The 19,164-nt window shown below is 58.7% G+C and carries 17 protein-coding genes, 1 tRNA gene and 4 pseudogenes; 10 read left to right on the top strand and 12 right to left on the bottom strand.

All coding sequences use genetic code 11. The annotated features are described in order from the left end of the window. Window positions 1-235: 235 nt before the first annotated feature. The 4 genes and pseudogenes from ACSQ36_RS42675 to ACSQ36_RS42660 form a co-directional block, all read right to left on the bottom strand. Window positions 236-394 carry a hypothetical protein gene (locus ACSQ36_RS42675; RefSeq protein WP_436186909.1) on the bottom strand — a complete coding sequence of 53 codons (159 nt, stop codon included), beginning with the start codon at window positions 392-394 and terminating at the stop codon, window positions 236-238. A 39-nt stretch (window positions 395-433) separates the two neighbouring features. Beyond that, a pseudogene (phbB, locus tag ACSQ36_RS42670) lies at window positions 434-1,177 on the bottom strand (acetoacetyl-CoA reductase). Window positions 1,178-1,313: 136 nt separating this feature from the next. Then, window positions 1,314-1,883, bottom strand: a complete 570-nt coding sequence (locus ACSQ36_RS42665; protein WP_436186908.1) for a phasin family protein — start codon at window positions 1,881-1,883, stop codon at window positions 1,314-1,316. A gap of 562 nt (window positions 1,884-2,445) precedes the next feature. Beyond that, complete coding sequence (locus ACSQ36_RS42660; RefSeq protein WP_436186907.1) at window positions 2,446-2,784, bottom strand: hypothetical protein; 339 nt, start codon at window positions 2,782-2,784, stop codon at window positions 2,446-2,448. Window positions 2,785-3,022: 238 nt separating this feature from the next. Between ACSQ36_RS42660 and ACSQ36_RS42655 the strand changes: the two genes are divergently transcribed. Beyond that, window positions 3,023-3,427, top strand: a complete 405-nt coding sequence (locus ACSQ36_RS42655; protein ID WP_436186906.1) for a response regulator — start codon at window positions 3,023-3,025, stop codon at window positions 3,425-3,427. Window positions 3,428-3,547: 120 nt separating this feature from the next. On the opposite strand, the gene ACSQ36_RS42650 is transcribed toward ACSQ36_RS42655, so the two are convergent. Further along, the gene (locus ACSQ36_RS42650) at window positions 3,548-3,676 is read right to left on the bottom strand and encodes a hypothetical protein (RefSeq protein ID WP_436186905.1); all 129 of its coding nucleotides are present in this window, start codon (window positions 3,674-3,676) and stop codon (window positions 3,548-3,550) included. Here ACSQ36_RS42650 and ACSQ36_RS42645 point away from each other — a divergent pair. Continuing rightward, complete coding sequence (locus ACSQ36_RS42645; RefSeq protein ID WP_436186904.1) at window positions 3,675-4,337, top strand: hypothetical protein; 663 nt, start codon at window positions 3,675-3,677, stop codon at window positions 4,335-4,337. The two genes, ACSQ36_RS42650 and ACSQ36_RS42645, sit on opposite strands and share 2 nt — an antisense overlap. A 142-nt stretch (window positions 4,338-4,479) precedes the next feature. Continuing rightward, window positions 4,480-5,294 (top strand): annotated as a pseudogene (locus ACSQ36_RS42640) (IS91 family transposase); the annotation flags it as partial. Between the two features lie 462 nt (window positions 5,295-5,756). Here ACSQ36_RS42640 and ACSQ36_RS42635 read toward each other — a convergent pair. Next, window positions 5,757-7,496 carry a SulP family inorganic anion transporter gene (locus ACSQ36_RS42635; protein WP_436186903.1) on the bottom strand — a complete coding sequence of 580 codons (1,740 nt, stop codon included), beginning with the start codon at window positions 7,494-7,496 and terminating at the stop codon, window positions 5,757-5,759. 291 nt (window positions 7,497-7,787) lie between these two features. Continuing rightward, window positions 7,788-8,495, bottom strand: coding sequence for a phosphate signaling complex protein PhoU (gene phoU, locus ACSQ36_RS42630; RefSeq protein ID WP_436186902.1), 708 nt, complete (start codon window positions 8,493-8,495; stop codon window positions 7,788-7,790). Window positions 8,496-9,117: 622 nt separating this feature from the next. Between phoU and ACSQ36_RS42625 the strand changes: the two genes are divergently transcribed. Next, the gene (locus tag ACSQ36_RS42625) at window positions 9,118-9,474 is read left to right on the top strand and encodes an STAS/SEC14 domain-containing protein (protein WP_436186901.1); all 357 of its coding nucleotides are present in this window, start codon (window positions 9,118-9,120) and stop codon (window positions 9,472-9,474) included. Window positions 9,475-9,865: 391 nt separating this feature from the next. Here the strand turns inward: ACSQ36_RS42625 and ACSQ36_RS42620 are convergent, their stop codons facing one another. Beyond that, complete coding sequence (locus ACSQ36_RS42620; RefSeq protein ID WP_436186900.1) at window positions 9,866-10,135, bottom strand: hypothetical protein; 270 nt, start codon at window positions 10,133-10,135, stop codon at window positions 9,866-9,868. Between the two features lie 104 nt (window positions 10,136-10,239). On the opposite strand from ACSQ36_RS42620, the gene ACSQ36_RS42615 reads away from it, so the two are divergent. Both ACSQ36_RS42615 and ACSQ36_RS42610 read left to right on the top strand, forming a co-directional pair. Continuing rightward, window positions 10,240-10,890, top strand: a complete 651-nt coding sequence (locus ACSQ36_RS42615; RefSeq protein WP_436186899.1) for a BON domain-containing protein — start codon at window positions 10,240-10,242, stop codon at window positions 10,888-10,890. A 134-nt stretch (window positions 10,891-11,024) separates the two neighbouring features. Next, complete coding sequence (locus ACSQ36_RS42610; protein WP_436186898.1) at window positions 11,025-11,288, top strand: hypothetical protein; 264 nt, start codon at window positions 11,025-11,027, stop codon at window positions 11,286-11,288. A gap of 533 nt (window positions 11,289-11,821) precedes the next feature. Here the strand turns inward: ACSQ36_RS42610 and ACSQ36_RS42605 are convergent. Then, window positions 11,822-11,959 (bottom strand): annotated as a pseudogene (locus ACSQ36_RS42605) (molecular chaperone DnaJ); the annotation flags it as partial. Window positions 11,960-12,006: 47 nt separating this feature from the next. Then, window positions 12,007-13,974: a molecular chaperone DnaK gene (dnaK, locus tag ACSQ36_RS42600; RefSeq protein WP_436186897.1), complete on the bottom strand. Its 1,968-nt coding sequence runs from the start codon at window positions 13,972-13,974 to the stop codon at window positions 12,007-12,009. A 127-nt stretch (window positions 13,975-14,101) separates the two neighbouring features. Here dnaK and ACSQ36_RS42595 point away from each other — a divergent pair. Next, window positions 14,102-14,919 (top strand): IS5 family transposase gene (locus tag ACSQ36_RS42595; RefSeq protein WP_436186896.1). Its coding sequence is split into 2 segments (ribosomal slippage): window positions 14,102-14,450 and window positions 14,450-14,919, totalling 819 coding nucleotides; the frame shifts between segments, so codons are not numbered across the junction. A 210-nt stretch (window positions 14,920-15,129) separates the two neighbouring features. Here the strand turns inward: ACSQ36_RS42595 and grpE are convergent. Further along, window positions 15,130-15,705, bottom strand: coding sequence for a nucleotide exchange factor GrpE (gene grpE / locus ACSQ36_RS42590; protein WP_436186895.1), 576 nt, complete (start codon window positions 15,703-15,705; stop codon window positions 15,130-15,132). A 1,129-nt stretch (window positions 15,706-16,834) separates the two neighbouring features. Continuing rightward, window positions 16,835-17,050 (bottom strand): annotated as a pseudogene (locus ACSQ36_RS42585) (hypothetical protein); the annotation flags it as partial. Window positions 17,051-18,194: 1,144 nt separating this feature from the next. Between ACSQ36_RS42585 and ACSQ36_RS42580 the strand changes: the two are divergent. The 3 genes from ACSQ36_RS42580 (at window position 18,195) to ACSQ36_RS42570 (ending at window position 19,087) form a co-directional block, all read left to right on the top strand. Further along, a tRNA-Leu gene (locus tag ACSQ36_RS42580) sits at window positions 18,195-18,282 on the top strand. Window positions 18,283-18,433: 151 nt separating this feature from the next. Beyond that, window positions 18,434-18,721, top strand: a complete 288-nt coding sequence (locus ACSQ36_RS42575) for a hypothetical protein (RefSeq protein ID WP_436186894.1) — start codon at window positions 18,434-18,436, stop codon at window positions 18,719-18,721. A gap of 147 nt (window positions 18,722-18,868) precedes the next feature. Further along, entirely contained in the window at window positions 18,869-19,087 is a 219-nt protein-coding gene (locus ACSQ36_RS42570; RefSeq protein ID WP_436186893.1) for a hypothetical protein, read from the top strand. The last annotated feature ends 77 nt before the right edge of the window (window positions 19,088-19,164 follow it).

Raw genomic sequence — 19,164 nt, 5'->3', positions numbered from 1 at the left:
GGCGTATCCGTGCAATCGGTCGGCACTGCGGCGCGAGCGCATTGCGCGACAAGATGTGCAAGGAATTCGAGAAGGTGAGCGCAGTGGTCGTCCTGGGCATCACACGCAGGACGACCACTGCGCTCAACGAGATTGAGGAGCGCAGCATTGTTGGGCGGATCCGCTGCAACCATGTGCAGTGTACTACCCCTATTTATCAGGATAACGAATAGATTTTAATGCGCAAGCGGTATCATCAATGCCTGCGACGCATCACGTCCCAACATTGACGAAAGTCCATTCGCCTGAGCAGTTGCGCCCGCCTATATTCACGCCGATAGTGACCAATGATCACCGTCGCTGCAATTGCGAGTACGACTGATCCGGCAACAATTCCCATCCACGATTCGGTCATGGCGAACTCCTTGTCTCGCGTTCGACTGCCTTTCGAGGGTTACTGTAGATGCTGACCACCGTTGATCGCGATGTTCGCACCGGTCACAAACCCAGCCTCGCGCGAGCATAAATACAGGACGAGCTCCGCCACCTTGGCGGGCTGTCCTAGCCGGCCAACCGGGATCTGCGGAATGATCCTGGTGTCGAGCACGTCCTGCGGCAGTGCGGTCACCATCTTGGTCGCGATGAACCCGGGCGAGATCGTGTTGACTGTCACACCCTTCTTCGCCACTTCCAGCGCCAGCGATTTCGTGAAGCCGTGCATACCGGCCTTCGCGGCCGCGTAGTTGGTCTGACCGAAGCCACCCTTGGAGCCGATGATCGACGATACATTGATGATGCGGCCCCAACCGCATTCCATCATGCCCTCGCACAGCGGCTTCGTCATATTGAACACCGAATCGAGATTGGTCCGGATCACCGCGTCCCAATTGACCTTGTCCAGTTTCTTGAAGCTGGCGTCTCGGGTAATGCCCGCGTTGTTGATGAGAATGTCGACCGGACCCAGGTCGTTCCTGATTTTTTTCGCACATTGCTGACAGGAATCGTACCCGCTCACATCGACCGCATACGCGTGAAACTGTCGGCCATCAGCGACCATCCGCGCGAGTCATCGCTCGACGCCCGTATTGTTCGGCGAATAGGTGACCGCCACGGTATAACCGGCGTCAATCAGCTTGACACTGATGGCTTCGCCCAGTCCACCCATTCCGCCGGTCACCAAGGCCAGTTGTTTTTCCATTGCTCCATCTCCTCTCAAAGGTTGGCGATCAACGAGGCTGGCGAGAGCTCTCCAGCCATACGGACGAAGTGACGTGCAGCCGCGAAATCGCCGCGCGCGCTGCGTCGCGACAACCAAAGGTGACCGCACGTGTCCCTTATGATTTCTTCGCAGTTCGGGACGTTTGCTCGACGGCGTGTTGCGTTGCCTTCGATGCGGCGGCAACGACCGTTTCGAAGTTGCTTTCGGCGACTTCAGTTGCCTGTCGGGTGGCGCGTTGGACCGTTTCGTAGAGCCCATTGGTGGCCGTAATAGCCGACTTAAATGCTGCGACGACCGCTTCCGACCCAGCCGGCGCGTTCTGCGAGACATTGTCGACTAGCGTTTGCACCCGGTGGTTATGCACCTGGTATTGCGCCTCGGCGAGCTTCGAAAATTGGGTTTGAGTCTCGGCCACAATCGCGAACACCTGACGGCTGTATGACTGAATCTTCTCTGCCGTTGGCTGTATCAGGCGCGCCTGAGCCGATGCCAGATCTTGCGGATCGTTAGCCGGCAGCGCCTTGCCCACATTCTCGCGGCCTTCGGCGAGCGTCGACTTGACCGCTTGGAGGTTCAGTTCAACGAGCTTTTGCAACCCTTCAAACATCATGTTAGCCACGGCCCACGACGTATCGAGATTGGATTTCTGCGCGGTGGCGAATTGTTCGGGTGACGACAAACTCATGGCGAGCTCCTGAAAGTCGATTCGTCGCGTGCCCGGGGAGCCGGACGCAAACGTTTGCGCGACGAGCCGTATTTGATCGATGCCTGTGAAAACTTGCTGGCCCCGCTTTGCTGCATGAAAGCTACAATATCGATAATTTGTATGTACTACTGATAGTAAGCGTGTCTGGTTACTACTAACAGCAGTATGCCTGGACCCGCGTAACTTCGCGCCGATTCTGTCGGAAACCTCTTGATCAGCATCAAAATGACAATTCACGACCCAGCATCGTCATCTCTTGGTGGGGAAGCATATTGGTTAAGGACCTCACCCGTCCGCGATCATGCCGCGGGCCTGATGGCAACGCCGACGTAACCCATCCGCCATCCAGAATGCTCTCTGCCTATTTCTTCATATAAAAACGCAACTTGATAATAATGCGGCTAGACGTGATTAATCAATGTAATTAAGTTTTTAATCTTTTGTATAAGTGACCTGCGTCCAGCACATGCGCAGATGCTCGCGTCATTTGAATTCGATTTTGTTCCGTAGCGAGCATTGGAGTGCGAGATGTTGCAGTGCGTCATTCATGATCGATTTTTCGCGCGTATTTGATATCGGCGGCAAATCTCCTTTGAATCGTTGCGAGATCGTCTTTGACCGGAAGTTCGCATGATCGCCCCCTGCACGCAAGAAAGCCGACTGCCCACCCAAGCAAGGTGCCAACGAACTGGCTGAGACGGGAAAATGCACCTTGCAGCAATTCTCGCGAGATCAGCATCATCCAGATTTTCGCGTCGGGGGTTTGCGCCTTGCGCTGGCGGTGGGGACCGCAGGATCTTCCAGCTGAAATTAAACTCCGCACATGTGACAAATTGATTAGTATGTAGAAATGTACGCGTTGTGCTGCACGCAGTGCCATGCTCTTACTGGAATCGTCCTTGCCGGCCCGACATGTACCAACTTGTCGTCGACGACAGCTCGGCGGCCGCGCAAGCATGAACTGCGCTGGTGCAGACCCCGAGCCCCGGGGCGTTCGGACGGAATACGTGCTGACCCGCGCTCAGGGTAGATGCGGCTTCTGCAGACCAGTCCGACTCGGTGTCTGTCGTGTGGGTTCCCGAGCCCCGCAGGGTCGTGCTCGGGGAAAGGAGTGACGGATGACGACGGTGCTGCTGGTGGACGATGAACCCGAGACGTTGGCCGGCTGGGAAATGTGCTGCGAACACGATGGGTACGATGTGAAAGCCGCAGGCGATGGCCAAGCGGCACTGGCCGTCCTGATGGGAAGCCCTGTCGACGTCGTAGTGGCCGATTGGCACATGCCGAAAATGTCCGGTAGTGCCCTGTGCCATCACATCCGAAACGCACCAGGACTCGCTGGAACGATTTTCATCCTGATTTCGGCCGACTCGAGTCCACCCGCCTTTGTGCAATACGACGGTTTTCTGCGCAAGCCCGTCGACGTACCGGATCTGCTGGCGACCATGCGGCGCTTGCTTACGGAGCACGCGGCCGAAGGTGCCGCCACGCGAGCTCGCGCTTCGCCGCATCAACGACGCTAAGACGCGCAAAACCTTCGCAGGCGAACGGTCGATGCTATTTTTGCGCGAGTCCAGAGCGACGGTCAATTGAACCTGGGGCCGCACACATCGCGGCTAGGGAGAGTTCTCAACGTACATGTGTCAGGCGCGTGCCCGTATTGCCTTGAGTGTCACGAGAACCCGCTTTGAATTGATGCCGTAGCGGCCTGCTTGCTGGGTCCGGTCCCACGCTACGGTCGGATCCAGTAGGTACGGGAAAAGAGTATCCATGACTGAGGCCGATATCGAGCGCGTAATCCAGGCACTTCGTGACTGGAGATCTGCCAATCCCCTGTTCCTTGTGGGTGTGGAACTCTCGGCCGTGACGGTCTGCCACGCGATGGCTCAGTATGATGCCGTGATCCGGGTCAGCGGCGACATGGCGCGTCGAGTGTTCTCGGGAGCGTATTTGGATCCCGCGACGCCCGCGAAATCCGCGCTCTTTTTACGCCTGCTCATGGGCAAGCCGCCTCTACGACATGCACCGCCCACTGCATTCAGCTACCCCCACTATGCGTTGATCGAAGAACCGGGCCCTATCAGCGTGGTCGTCCGGGGCCCGGTCCCGCACGGCGGGCTCGCCGAACGGGCTGGGGGTGCGCATGGGAAATACTGGTTCTCCGTGAACAACTGCCTCTATGCGTGTATCGACGACAATGAGCCGGCTCAGGACATCAATACGCTGCTCGCGGGCGACGGGCCATCGCAATTCCCTTCCCGTCCGAGCCTGGTTGCGCGACAACCAGCGTGGGTGCTGCGGTACGGTAATTGGCCGGCGTGGACTCTCACCTGGGATTACGCCAATGAGGCTCGACAGTATCGTCCTGGCTGGGTGTTGCGCAAGACTCCCCAATGGGATGACTACTCGATCGAGTACCTTGACGTTCAATAAATGGGCAGAGTTTCGCTTTGGCTGCTGGATGCGCGAACGGGTGACGACCGCTTCGACGGCGGATGGACGACTTCATCCAACGCCCATATTGCGATAACGCCTTACGGCGTGCACTCCATTCGGCGCAGAAATCGGCATTACCCCAAAGTGTCAGTTGCTTGCCCGGGCACAATGGCTCGACGACCGTCGGGCCGATCTGCTGCCGATACCATACGTCCACGTCGTTCTCACGGTCCCGGAGGAAATTGCGGCGATCGCGTAGCAGAACAAGGCCGTGGTCTACGACATTCTGTTCTGGAGCCACCGCCTAAACAATGCAGATCATCGCGGCCGATCCGAAACACCGCGGCGCTGGTATCGGCTTCATCGCGATCCTCCATACGTGGGGCCAGAATCTGATGGACCATTCGCACCTACACTGCGCGGTCTCGGGTGGCGGACTGCGCCGGACCAATCGCGCTGGGTTGCTTGCCGCCCGGACTTCTTCCTGCCGGTGCGCGTGCTCTCGCGCCTGTTCAGGCGTCTGTTCCTCGAACGACTGCATCGTGCGTTTGACACCAGGCGACTGCAGTTCTTCAACGCCCTCGCTTCCCTGCAGGATGTACGCACGTTCGCCCGTCATCTGGCTGGCCCAAGACGCACCGAATGAGTGGTGTACGCAAAGGAAAGGTTCGGCTGCCCGCAGCAGTTGCTCGACTACCTGGGACGTTACACGCATCGGGTCGCCATTTCGAACAATCGCCTGATCGACATCACTGATGGACACGTCACATTCCGCTGGAAAGACAACCGCCATGAATCCGCCCAGGGTGCGAAACCGGACTCGCAAAATGCCGGGGCCTGCTAGAGGTCATACCGCCGCGGGCGCCTGCGACGGATGAGATCAGACCCGACTATCCTGACCGCTATGCCAGACTTACCGGGCAATGGACTGCGACAATCAGCAAGTCCGGCCGTGTTTGAAAAAGTGATACAGAAATGTTCCTCTTATTTGATGCGATCCGAATGGAGATCGTGGCCTGCGCGGCTCCACGCGCTCGAATTGCGCGGACTTGGGTGATGGTTATGCATGCCACGGTGGCGGAACAGACCGATCAGCAACCATGGGAGGCGATCGAAAGTGTCGCGCTAATGGCGTGGTGCTCGCCGCGCATTTTTTTGTTGTCATCTGGGGCGTACACCTGCTCGACGCTTCACAGCAGGGTTAGCTCCCTACCACATCATTGCCAATGCGGCGCGAGGGCGGAAAGGCTGGAAGTGTCCGCGATAGGCGGCACGCGACCCACTGCCGTCATTCAGGTCGTCGCGACGGTGACGGACGTTCTCAAAATCCAACCGCCATTCGTTCACGCTGGAACCCCTTACGCTTTTCGGCCACAGCAGTCATTCAGCTAGCGTAAGCCGCTTCCGAACGCATCGTCAGGACGAGGCTCTGGCCGGATCGATTGTTCCTGCCGTGGACGCCTCGCCAAGAATGGACTGCACGCATTCGTCGACACTTAGCTCCCGCAGCGCATCGCAAGGCAGCGACTCGTTGGCTGCACGTTCGAGCACGGACAGCGCACGCGGTTTGAGCCGCACGAGCAGCAGCCGCTGTCCACGCGACTTCAATTCCGCAGCGAATATGCGCAGGGCCTCGATAGCCGAACTGTCGACATCAGGCGTCTCCTCGAGGCTCAGCATCACCGTATGCACCGGCGTTGTTTGCTCGCGCAACATCGCGCGCACCTTGCTCAGGACTCGCTCCGCATTGGCAAAGAAGAGCGGCACCTCCGGGCGCACGATCGTGATGCCGGGAATGGGTGCCGCATCCGCATGCACGGACACATCGACGAAATCGCGGGTCTGCCTCAGGCGGCCGAGCACTGAGACGGCAGGCTCCGATAGCCTGCGCAGCGTGAGGAGTAAGCTCACGCCGATTGCCGCCAGTAACCCATGCAGCACGCCAAGCACAAGCACTGCAAGCAGCGCCGCAATCGCGACCAGCCGGTCGCGTCGCCACGTCCAATAAGGCCTGAACACCTCTGGATGCAGTGAGTGGCTCACTGCAAAGATCACGATCGCCGCGAGCACCGGCTCGGGCGTGCGCGAAAGAAGCGGGCGCAGCAACAGGACAGCCAGCGCGATCACCATCGCGGCACAAAGCCCGGCGAGGCGACTGTGCGCGCCAGCGGCTTCGTTGGCGGACGTCGCCGAGTAGCCAGCACCAACCGGCATCCCGTGCAACAGCCCGGCGGCCAAATTCGCGCAACCGAGCGCAACGAGATCCCGGTTCGCCGAAACGGTGTCACCGTGTTTCAGCGCGAAGCTGCGGATCGAACCGTACGATTCCGCATAGAGAATCAGCATCAGCGCGAACGCGAGTTCCGCGGTTTGTAACCACTGCGACCGATCGAGCGCCGGCAAGCCGAAGCTTACGTTCCGAAGATCGATTGTGCCGACCACCGCAATGCCGTACCGGTGCCAATCGATCCAGTAACCCGCAGCAATGCCCAGCACGATGACCACCAATGTCGCCGGCATGCGGGCGTGGCGACCGAGCGTGAACAGGATCGTGAGCGCCGCCGCGCCGATCACGACGCTGTGCATGTTCCAACTGGGCGCCTGGCTGACCAGATCAAGGGCCATACGCAGAGTGTCGCCGTAACGCGACGGCACACCGAGGATCTTGGGCAGTTGTTTGATCGCGATCGTCAACGCAAGGCCGAACGTAAAGCCGCGCAACACAGGCTTCGAAATGAAGTCCGACATGCCGCCCATACGCGCCGCGCCCGCTAGTATGAACAGGATGCCCGTCGTCGCGACGAGGGCTGCGGCGTAAACCGTCTGTGCACCGATGGTACCCGGGCCGGCGCGTACTGCCGCCGCCAGCACTGCCGCCGACGATGACGTCGCCGACACAATTGCGAACCGGCTGCTGCCCGTCAGTGCATAGACGACTAGCCCCGCAAGCAACGCAATCAGCCCCGCCTGGGGTGGCAGATTCGCGATCCCCGCATAGGCAACGGCCTCAGGCACCAGAAGCCCGGCAATCGACACGCCCGCAAGCGCGTCGTGCGCGATGCGCGCACGACGCGGCGGTGGCGACTCCCCGAGACTCGCATAATGTGCCGGATCCTGTAGGTGTACGGCAGCGGCATGCCCGGTATCAATGGTCATCTTGGAAGTGCTGGACGAAAACGTGGAGGTTGAGGAAATTCGGCGCTTAATGATGTTTCGATCCTGCCGGACCATTCCCGCAGATAGCACGCGTCGTGAGCGGGCACATGTTCGAGCGCCTCATTCATCGCTTTTGTAAGGTCCATCCGGATGCATTCTGGCACGCACAGCCGCACTGCTTTCCACAGTGGGTGGCCGAGCCCCAGTGGGCCTCAACGTTGGCAACAAGCTCACGAGCCCAATAATCAAGGCCTCCGTACCACACGGTTTTCAACGCTTCCCCCTCCAGCCTCAACTACTCTGGGCGTCGCGCTCAAGCTGATCCAGGGATACATGGCGAACATCGGCACCCTTGACAACGTAGATCACATATTCGGCAATGTTTTTCGCGTGGTCGCCGACACACTCGATGGCCTTCGCTACTAGCAGATAGTCCAGGCCCATCGAGATTGTTCGAGGGTCTACCGTAATGTACGTGACGAGCTTGTGCATGAATGCGCGGAACTCGTTATCGATAGCCTCGTCGTCAAGAACGATCTGTGCAGCGGCAACCGTATCTATCCGCGCAAATGCATCCAGCGCTCTGTGCAGGATGGCTAAGGCCATTTCTCCGGAGACCTTGAGTTCAGCGGTGTTGATGGCTGGCGCCGCGCCATTCTCGTGGATCCGCCGCAAGCGTTTCACCATTTTCCGCGCCTCGTCGCCCGTGCGTTCGAGGTTGGTAATGCACTTCGAAGTAGCCATCAGGAGTCGCAAGTCAAGCGCGGCGGGCTGTCGACGGGCGATGATATTGATAACCTCTTCGTCGATTCCGATTTCGATCGCATTGAGCCGACGTTCGCCTTCGATGACCTCGTCAACGAGGGCCGAATCGAATTCCTTCAGGACATCTAACGCGTGTCCAATTTTTGACTCCACGAGCCCTCCCATTTCGAGAAGTCTCGATGAAAGAAGGTCGAAGTCCGAATCGAACCGTCTGGAAAGATGCTTCTCTGGCATGCTCACTCCTTTCTTCGTTGGCTCCCTGATGCTGGGCTCAACCATGCCCATCTCCCGGCATTTTAACGATATAAACAGTATATATCGTTATGTGGTAATTCCCAGACCGCATTGGAGATTGACTTTGCGGCCAGAATTCGCGTGCTCGATGGGGTCTAGCAGTGCTGAATCCGTTCGTTCGAGGTCGGGCAAACCGCTCAGTTGCGCATCGGCCCTATCGGGCGTCTTCGAGAATGGACATTCAGGAATGCCCAGGCCGGACAGGCTCGAATGGCCGAATCGGCCGAGGATACGGTGAGAGTGATTGGCGAGTGAACCTCCGCTGCCTACTGCGGAGCGGCCGTTTGAGCTTCTGCGGGCACACGTCGGTGAATGGCAGGAGATGGCCGCGAGGCGCCGCACGTCCCTGCGCTTACTCCAAGCGAACGGACGGCCATGCAGCGACACGTGTCGCACGGGCGGGAAGATGATAACGGGTCGGGGCCATCAACGTACTCTCGACGGCGTTAAACCCGGCTAACCGAGCCGTGTGAAAAGGGGTATCGTGAAGAAATTATCGAACGCTGGGCTCATCCGCGCCGCGCCTGAGCGTGTAACGTCTCCCTAGTCAGGCGGTCTTGCCATGATCCTGTATCACACCGAGCCCGATTCCCCTGTCATCGAAATTTCCGTCGAAGGCAAAATCACCGACCACGATCTGCGCGAAGCCATTGAGCGCATGCGTGGTGATCTCGAACTGAACGGCAAGACCCGCGTGCTCGAACGCATCGAGCATTTCGCCGGCATCGAGCCGAAAGCGCTGTGGACCGATATAACGCTCGGCGTTTCCGTGGCCCGCAAGGTCACGCGCGCCGCTGTCGTGGCCGATGCGGGCTGGATCCGTGCCTCGATGCATCTGGCGCGGTTCTTTACGAAGGCCGAAGTCATGGCGTTCCACGTCAACGAGCTGGAGCAGGCACGCGTCTGGATCAACACCTGAGCGCCGCCTGGCGAATTTCGTAGCAGACCGGCTGCACGTCGGAGCGCGATTGCCCTGCGCAATCAAGATGCCATTGGCATTCGCGCTTTTGGATGCACTGGCGGCTAAGGGGGCGTTAGCGCCTGTTCGATTTTTCTGAGACCGGTCATTCAAAATTGGCCAAACACTGAAAGGCTCGAATGATCGGACTGTCCGACAAGCAATGCTTCAACATTGCGAATTGAATGGCCGGTTCCCGAGTGGAGCCGACGCCTGAATGTCTGAGCAAAGTTGCTCGCGAATGACGCTTCATGGCCGACGCTTGTCGGTCCGACGTTGAACTGGCGGAGTGTGCCGCCATTGATCGGTCAGCGTCCGGCAGAAGCCGACCCTGACCGATCGGTCGAGTCGCTCAATAGCGGACGTCCGAGGCAGAGATGGCCGACCATTTTCGGCTCGCTTGACTACCGTGCGTCGTTGCCGTGGTGGTGCCGTTCGCCGCCACATCGTCGGTAAAGGGTGAAACTTCGTGCGGCAAGCGGGCACCGGCTTCCTCAAACGGTTCCAGCAGGTAGACCAAGCCCGCGACGACTACGGCAGTCACCGATCGCCGTCGCAGCGGGTGCGCGGTGCGCACCCGCATGCGCGCACGACAAAGCTCCGGCTTGATCCATGTCAACATATTCTGGACGCCTCGGGCGATGCTAGAAATTGTTCGTCGCGGGCATGCGGAATTGCCATGGCGGCGTCCTTCGGTGCCGTGGACGATTGGAGGAGGAGACCGGGATGAAGTCAGATCAAGCGCTAAAGCAGGACGTCGAGCAGGAATTGCTCTGGGACCCGGCGATTGACGCGCGGGATATCAGGGTGACCGTTCACGATCGCATCGTTACGCTCGCGGGGGTAGTGCCGAGCTACGCGCAGAAACTCGCGGTGCAGAAGGCTGCGCAACGCGTGGCTGGCTGCCGCGTGCTCGTGATGGAAGTGAATGTCCCGGAATCGTCGCCTGCGACGCACAGCGACGAAGATCTCGCCACTGCGATCCTATCGGCGCTCAAGTGGCAGGAAGACTTCCCCAAGGACGCGATTCAGGTCGAGGTCGAACGCGGTTGCGTGACCCTCACTGGCGAAGTTGATTGGGGCTATCAGCGCCATGCCGCTGAAATGCTGGTGAGCCGCATGCGTGGAGTGATGGGTGTGATGAACCAGATCACAGTCCGGGCCGATCAGGTCGCCGCCGATGTTGGCGTCCAGATTTCTGCAGCGCTTGCGCGACGTGCGCAGCGAGAGTTCGCAGGCATCGAAATCGACGCCCGTGACGGAGTGGTCACGCTGACGGGCATGGTCAGTTCGCTGGCAGAAAAGCGCGCGGCGTGCGGGGCTGCGTGGTCGGCGAAGGGAGTACAGCGCGTCGTGGATAAGTTGAGCGTGGTGTGAAGGGTCGACCCAAGGCGCAATAGTGTAGGTCGCCTCGACTAAAGCGTTCGTTAGTGAACGTCTCCACCAGGTGTAACCGCAGCACGTGCCGAAGGATCGATCGCAAGCCAACCGGATGTGGCAAACGGGCACGCATGATGAAAGCGTTGCTCGTGGCACTTAATGCGCTCGTGCTGCTTGCTGCGGGTAGCAACCAGAAATTACCGCGGCCGGTCGACAACACGGATGTCAACGCATCGATGGCTGCCAACGCACAGGCATGCCGGGAGCGTTTGTCGCTAGTTGCCGCGCTGCTCGATGTCGAGCGACATGGCGCGAGGTGGGACGCACATTTACTCTCGGCCGCGCTCGATGCTAATGTGCGCGTCGCGATTCTGCCGGAAAACGGGCATGCGTAGAGCCGGCGCGACGCATTGCCGACTCCTTCGACGCCGAGAATCCCCTCGAGTAAGCCGTCCGACAGTGAAAGATGTCTATACCACGTCATGAATTCGATCAGTGTCGGAATCACCGCCTTCAGCCGTTTCCCGCAGATCCGGTCGGCCGCTTCCTAAAGCATTACCGGCGCCACACGCACCTCGTCGGTTGTGGTGCAGACGTGGAACTGGCCTCGTCTTCGGTGCCCGTTCTTTCGCCGGGTCGTTCGCCGAGTTCGAACGGGAGATGCTGCGCGAAGGGACCCGCCATGGCCTCGCTGCTGCCCGTAGGGAAGGCCCTCCCGGCAGCCGTCGGCCAAAGCTCAAGCCCCGCCAGCAGCGGGAAATCGTGAAACTGATCGAAACCGGATAGAAGACAGCAGCGGACGCGGCCCGCCAGTTCGGCGTACATGCGTCTATCGTGGCACGCCCTCTGGCCCGGCGCAGGCTCGAAGAGTAGTTGCGGTTACAACGGTCCGCTTTTCCTTTTGTGGGGGGTGAACTAATTTAGCCGACACCGAGTGCTGCTTGATGTGAATCTCGACATATAAATCGCCGATCGGACCGCCGTTGATAGCCGGCGGAATCTTCACCTCCAGCGTTCTCGTTTCCCTCACCGTGCCTGCGCCATGACAATAGCCGCACGGGTCTGGCTTTATCGCTGAGGCACTCACACGGCTCAAGCAGCAGCTCGGTCGACTCAGCCCTTCTTCACTTCCTTGAAGTCGGCATCGACAACATCGTCGTGCTGCTCCGGTGCCGCTTGCGCACCGGGGCCGCCTGCTGCGCCCGCCGAATTCGCCCCACCCGCTGCCGCGCCCGCCGCACCTTGTGCTGCAGCCATGTCGGCATACATCTTTTCGCCGAGTTTCTGCGACGCCGTTGCCAGCGTTTCGATCTTCGCGTCAATCGCGGCCTTGTCGCTCGCCGTGCTCTTCAGTGCTTCTTCAAGATCCTTCAACGCCGCTTCGATCTTTTCCTTCTCAGCCGCTTCGACCTTGTCGCCGTATTCAGCCACGGCCTTCTTCGTGCTGTGCACCAACGCGTCGCCCTGATTGCGCGAGTCGGCCAGTTCACGCAGACGGTGATCTTCGTCTGCGTTCGCTTCAGCGTCCTTCACCATCTTGTCGATCTCAGCGTCCGACAAGCCCGAGTTCGCCTTGATGACGATGCGGTTTTCCTTGCCCGTTGCCTTGTCCTTCGCGCCGACGTGCAAAATCCCGTTCGCGTCGATGTCAAAGCTCACTTCGATCTGCGGCGTGCCGCGCGATGCCGGCGGAATGCCTTCAAGGTTGAACTCGCCAAGGAGCTTGTTGCCCGCTGCCATTTCACGCTCGCCCTGGAACACCTTGATCGTCACAGCGCTCTGGTTGTCGTCAGCGGTCGAATAGACCTGTGCGTGCTTGGTCGGGATGGTCGTGTTCTTGTTGATCATCTTCGTCATCACGCCGCCGAGGGTTTCAATACCCAGCGACAACGGCGTCACGTCCAGCAGCAACACGTCCTTGCGGTCGCCCGACAGAACCTGGCCTTGAATCGCGGCGCCAACGGCCACGGCTTCGTCAGGGTTCACGTCACGACGCGGTTCCTTGCCGAAGAATTCCTTAACCTTTTCCTGCACCTTCGGCATACGCGTCATACCGCCGACCAGGATGATGTCGTCGATTTCGCCGACCTTCACGCCTGCATCTTTAATAGCGATACGGCACGGTTCCATCGTGCGTTCGATCAGGTCTTCAACCAGCGACTCCAGCTTCGCACGCGTAATTTTCAGGTTCAAGTGCTTCGGACCTGACGCGTCCGCCGTGATGTACGGCAGGTTGATTTCAGTCTGGGCGGCCGACGACAACTCGATCTTCGCCTTTTCAGCGGCTTCTTTCAGGCGTTGCAGCGCGAGCACGTCCTTCGACAGATCAACGCCTTGGTCCTTCTTGAACTCGGAGATGATGTAGTCAATGATGCGTTGGTCAAAGTCTTCGCCGCCGAGGAACGTGTCGCCATTGGTGGACCGCACTTCGAACTGCTTCTCGCCGTCAACGTCCGCGATTTCGATGATCGATATGTCGAATGTGCCGCCACCCAAGTCGTACACTGCAATCTTACGGTCGCGCTTTTCGGCTTTGTCCAGACCGAACGCGAGCGCGGCTGCGGTCGGTTCGTTGATGATCCGCTTCACTTCCAGACCGGCGATACGGCCCGCGTCTTTCGTCGCCTGACGCTGGCTGTCATTAAAGTACGCCGGAACCGTAATGACGGCTTCCGTCACTTCTTCGCCGAGATAGTCTTCAGCGGTCTTCTTCATCTTGCGCAGCACTTCAGCCGAGATTTGCGGCGGTGCCAGTTTTTGATCGCGGGCTTCGACCCAGGCGTCGCCGTTATCGGCGCGCACGATCTTGTAAGGCATCAACGCGATGTCCTTTTGCACTTCTTTTTCGTCGAAACGGCGGCCAATCAACCGTTTGACTGCGTACAGCGTGTTCCTCGGGTTCGTGATCGACTGACGCTTCGCGGGTGCCCCGACGAGAACTTCGTTGTCGCCTCCGTACGCAACAATCGACGGTGTGGTGCGCGCCCCTTCCGCGTTCTCAATCACCTTGACCGTGTTGCCTTCCATGATCGCGACGCACGAGTTCGTCGTGCCCAGATCGATACCGATGATTTTGCTCATTTCTATCACCTCCTTCCTTTGCCCAAAGATTCAACCCTTAGAGACGGTTTCAAAAAGACATGAAAGGGGCTGTTAACTTCATGGACATGCTGTTAACCTTGGTCGTCATGACAACGAGGTCAAGGGGATGAACAAGCCAATCATTGACGACGAATTGTGGAAACGAATCGAACCCTTACTGCCACAGCCGAAGCCTCGACGCGAGAAGTACCCAGGTCGCAAGCCGGTACCCGATCGCGCAGCATTGAGCGGCATTTTGTTTGTGCTGCGCACGGGGCTGCGTTGGCGCGATCTACCCGCCGAAATGGGTTGTGGCTCTGGGGTGACCTGTTGGCGCCGCTTGCACGACTGGCAAGAAGCGGGGGTGTGGGATCGACTGCACGAACTGCTGCTTGCCGAGTTACGTGCAGCAGGCCAAATCGACCTCTCACGGGTGATCGTCGATTCGTCTTCTGTGCGGGCTATCGGGGCAGGCCAAAAACTGGGCCAAACCCCGTAGATCGTGGGCGACCGGGCTCCAAGCACCATGTCGCTACTGACGCAAATGGGGTGCCACTCTCGATCATTTTGACCGGTGCCAATCGCAATGACATCACACAATTGTTGCCGCTCGTTGAGGCGATTCCACCCATTCGCGGTATTCGCGGTCGCGCTTTGAAAAAGCCTCAAGTCCTCTACGCTGATCGCGGATACGACTCCAATGTACACCGGCAGAAATTGCGCGATCGGGGTATCCAACCCGTTCTTGCGAGGCGCCGATCCGAGCATGGCAGTGGTCTCGGAAAATATCGATGGGTAGTCGAACGTACTCATGCATGGTTCCATAATTTCCATCGTCTTCGAGTGCGCTACGAACGACTTGCCAGGATCCATGAAGCCTTCCTGAAGTTCGCCGCTTGCCTCATCTGTTGGAGTGCCCTCAAGCGATCTGTTCAGCCTTTTTGAAACCGTCTCTTAACTTCAAATATGTTCGTTCGCACGGTTCTCAAGACCCAAACCCGATGCGCATCGGTCTTTTTTTCAGCCGTTCGAAACGCTCCTTGTGAAACCCGCTCATGCGCTTCGCGTCGTCCCAGCCGGCCGCTCGCCCAAGCGTCAGGATCTCGTGTGGCTCGGAGCTCGGCAGGGATATGGCCATCACAGCAGTGTCTTTAACTAAACGTTTTTCGATGCGGCAACGCTCACGAGTGCAGGCCGCAATACGCGATCCGCTATCACATAGCCTTTTTGCAGCACCGACACGACCGTGTTGGCTTCCTGCTCGGCGGGCACCATCGAAATGGCCTGATGTCGGTGCGGATCAAACTTTTCGCCAACCGGATTTACTTCGACGACCCTTCCTTTTTCGAGCGCACCGGTCAGCTGCCGCAACGTCAGTTCAATGCCTTCGTGCAATTGCGTAAAATCGTCGCACGAATGCGCCAGCGCCGCTTCCAGGCTATCGATTACCGGTAGCAGGCTTTGCGCGAAGTTTTCGATAGCGAACTTATACGCCTTCTGCACGTCTTCATGTGCCCGGCGCCGTACGTTCTCCGTCTCCGCTTTCGCGCGCAAGAACTCCTCCTGCAGCGACGTCGCTCGTGCTTGCGCTTCGGCGAGCAGTGCTTCAGTTTCGTACGCGGTTTCCGGTGCGGCGCTCGCGTCCGGTGCGTTGACCTGTCGATCAGTTCGCGCCGTCTCGTCGGCGGGAATCAGGTACTGGCTCGCGGAATGATCTTGCGTGTTTTCCATGGCGTTGAGAGATTGCTATTGAGTGAAAAAGGATGAAATCGACAACAACATTGCGGTCTCGGCCTACACCGTCGCGGTTCCACTATATTGGCGAACTCGCTTATCGGCGTGCCTTGATCCACGGAAATGGCATCTACCGTCATTACGCGTTCGACCTTCAGATCATGTGATTCAACGTAACTCCACGTCACAGCCTCACGAAACCAGTTTGTGCCATCAGGAGTTGCGACGCGTACCAGTACCGAGTTGTGTCCAATCAGTCAGGTTGCCTTAGCTGATCATGCCGATGAGACGCCCAGCCGTAGCGGTAAAGGGTGGACTGCGACTCGGTGATCCATCAACATCTTTGCAACCTCACGAACTGTCATCTGAGGTTTGACCGATACCACGTTACTGTTCTTGACTTCAGATGCAGATATGGTTGATTTTCGTTGGCTGCTCGATCCTATATTCCTGTGCATTAGTCGAATTTCGACAGTACCGCTTCTGGCAAAAATTGTTCCCTTTTTGCCAGGTGCAGTCCGTTCAGGCTATGCGTGGAAAGCTCGGGGTCGTTTGACATGGATCATCCCTGTCGCGGATCGTGGTTTGAAGCAGATAGGTCAACGCGCCAACAGGTGTGGGCAACGGATCGCCATCGACGACTGTACAAATTTGGCTACGCGGTGTCGGGACCGATGCGCCCATTTAATCGTCGCGGCCAGTCAGGATGACCCGCTGGACACGGGGTCTGACGTAGGTAGGATGGTGTCGAACGGCCACTCATGTCTACGGTAATCGAACTTCGGGAAGGCGACGCGCGAAATTACAGACCATCAACCGTCAAGTCCGGATGCGTCCTGTCAATGATCGACCGCCCTTCGGCGAACCCGGCTTGCTCTGCGGCCTCTGCATTTGGAAGGTCAGGTACCGCGTGAGAGAAATTCACCTTGCTAGGCGAATAGCGAATATCTGCGCTGGGGCGACAAACGTATCCGACATACCCGAACTGGATGTCTGGTGGGTGCGGCGAATACTCCGGAATAACCAAGACGCGGATAGTGAAGCCTTCGTGCTCTTCAAATTGCTCCTTCCCTTCGGCCATATGTGTCTCCACTGTGATTCTAGAGGAATCGTAGCTCGTGGCCTGAGCCGAGTTCTCGTCGCACCACTGAATCGCCCAGCGCTGTGCCGCCTCAATAGCAGCCGCGTCGGAGGAATAATCGCCGAGATCGCCCGAATACTTTACCTCGACGGCATCGCTACCCACGGAGGCGCGCCGGTAGATCTTTGCGCGGGCGTAATAGTGGCCGCCCTCATCAAGAGGCGACGCGTCGATGTGGAACTGTTGGTAGTCGAAATGCATGGTTGTCTCCAAATGATTGTCCTACTCGTCGCGTTGGACGAGCTGGACCTGTTTGTCACCTCCGAGGTCTTCGCTGCAACCCTGGCTTCAGCAAGACAACCTCTAAACATTAAACCCATGTTGCACTTCACCCTTAAACCGCCCTTCAATTGCTTACGTCGATTAACCACCCGAATTAACCGCTCCGCGTCTCCTAAGCAGCGCCGCTGATGGATCTCGAGAGACAGCTCACGCCCCCGGTAGCGGCCGTTCAGAGTTGGAGGGTCACAACGACCGTATTTAATCGGACAACTACCATTCGTTGCCATTGCACATATCGTCACTGCATCGAACCGGCGCTTCGGACACGCATCCACACTTATGCGTTTGTTCGACGCAGTATTGGTGAGGGCGGATCAGGATCCCGCTAAGGGAGTGGAGCACTCATCCCCGGCAACTCGGGACGCGGCTGCGGGGCCGTGGTCCTGCCTTTTCCCGAGCCGGAAGCAGGGGCCGGCGCAATCACCGCCGGCGGCGGCGCTACCGAAGCTTTGATAAGCAATCCAGTCGATGAAAGGAAGATTGCTGCCAATAATAAAAATCCCATGGAGTTGCCTCGCGGTGTTGTTAGCCCGTGCCGACGTGCGGGCTGGCGTCCGCGCGGCACCCCTCGTCATCTACGCTCCCGTGCGCCTTGGCAGCTGTCAGCAACTGCGCGTTACTGATAGCCTATCTCTGCACCTTGCCGTGCAATTGACGTATATCAATGCCCGTCGACCAGGCGCCCCGAAACAGAAAGCAATGAGCGTGCAATCCGGTAGCTGTCTCATGCCCCGACCGACTGCATCAATCCAGAGTGGGCGAACAATCGCTGCCCCTCGAACGCGCTGAATGTCGAAAGACCTGGGAGCTGGCGAAGCAATGTCCAACTTTCGCCAACGAAATGGCTGCCAATTAATGCCGCGCTGACGGCCGAAGCTTCGATTTTTCGCGCCAGCGAATGGTTTTCGTGGCCGCTCGCCGCCCTTCAGCATCGTGGAGCGCCGGCCCTGTTGCCCCAAAAATGCGGCTCGCACTTTGGGGCTCGATCCCAGACGTGGTTGGAGACTCGGTGGGCTTATCATCCACGGGTACCGTGTGCGACTCACGGGAGGCCGGCCCTCCAGCCCGAGTGATGAAAATGGTAGACACCGCGGACTCAAAATCCGCCACCATTCGAAGCGCGTGCCGGTTCGACTCCGGCCTCGGCACCAACAACGACCAGTAGCCAGCTGAGACGTCGATAGCAGGATGGCCCAAATTTTTGTGAACTTTGGTTCAATACGCGCATGGCATATGCCCAAGCGAAAGCCCACCCGCCCGGGTGCAATCCGCAAACCGCTGAGCAAGTCGGCGCTTTTACCGATGCCGGCACAATCAGCACGCGAGTTGTCGCTCGCCCACCACCTTGCGCTGGCTGCTTGCCGAGGCGACCGCTCGAATCGGCATCAGATCAACGAGTTGGTCCGTTCGGTGTATACGGCCTACTACCTTCAGCGCATGGGGTTTGGTGAGCTGCCCGTTGAGTGTTACGAACAGGCTGAAGCGGCGTTCGAAAACGCCCTCGCCGTCGCAGCTAAATGTGGCAAATGGATAATCAGCGAGCAGGACGGGCCCGTGATCGAACGCTTACTGGCGCTGCACGGCCAGTAATTGAGCGAGGCACCGATGCCCCGGGTGGTGGAAGCCGAAAAACAACTACGTCAATTTCTCGCCGGCGCAGGCGCGTCGCCGTTAGTTCGCCCGAGCCCGGATTAACGGGCCGTCTCCTTTGCCGATGAACGCTTTCACTTTTCAGCCATGCCGCGCACCCAACTTGTCAGCTCCCGCGCCCGCCTCCTGCTAAAGGTACGTCCCAAGAGCGGCGCGCTGGTGCGGTACGGCGACCGAATTGCGGAGGTGCTGGGTGAGGCACGGGGCGAGCGCATCATGATCCGCTCGCTGCACGCCGATGGGGTCGAGCGGCGCAGCGCGGTGAAGCGGAAAAATCTGAGGTTGCTCGACGATCAATTGTTGTAGTGTGAGTCATTCCCCGAAGCTCGCTGCACAGTGAGCAACCCTGCGATGATGCGGCAGACGGGCAAAAACTGATGCAC

It is taken from the genome of Caballeronia sp. LjRoot34 (assembly GCF_964253815.1).
Classification (GTDB): domain Bacteria; phylum Pseudomonadota; class Gammaproteobacteria; order Burkholderiales; family Burkholderiaceae; genus Caballeronia.
Note: the sequence above shows the minus strand (reverse complement) of the source record. Positions and strands in the feature narration are given on the sequence as shown.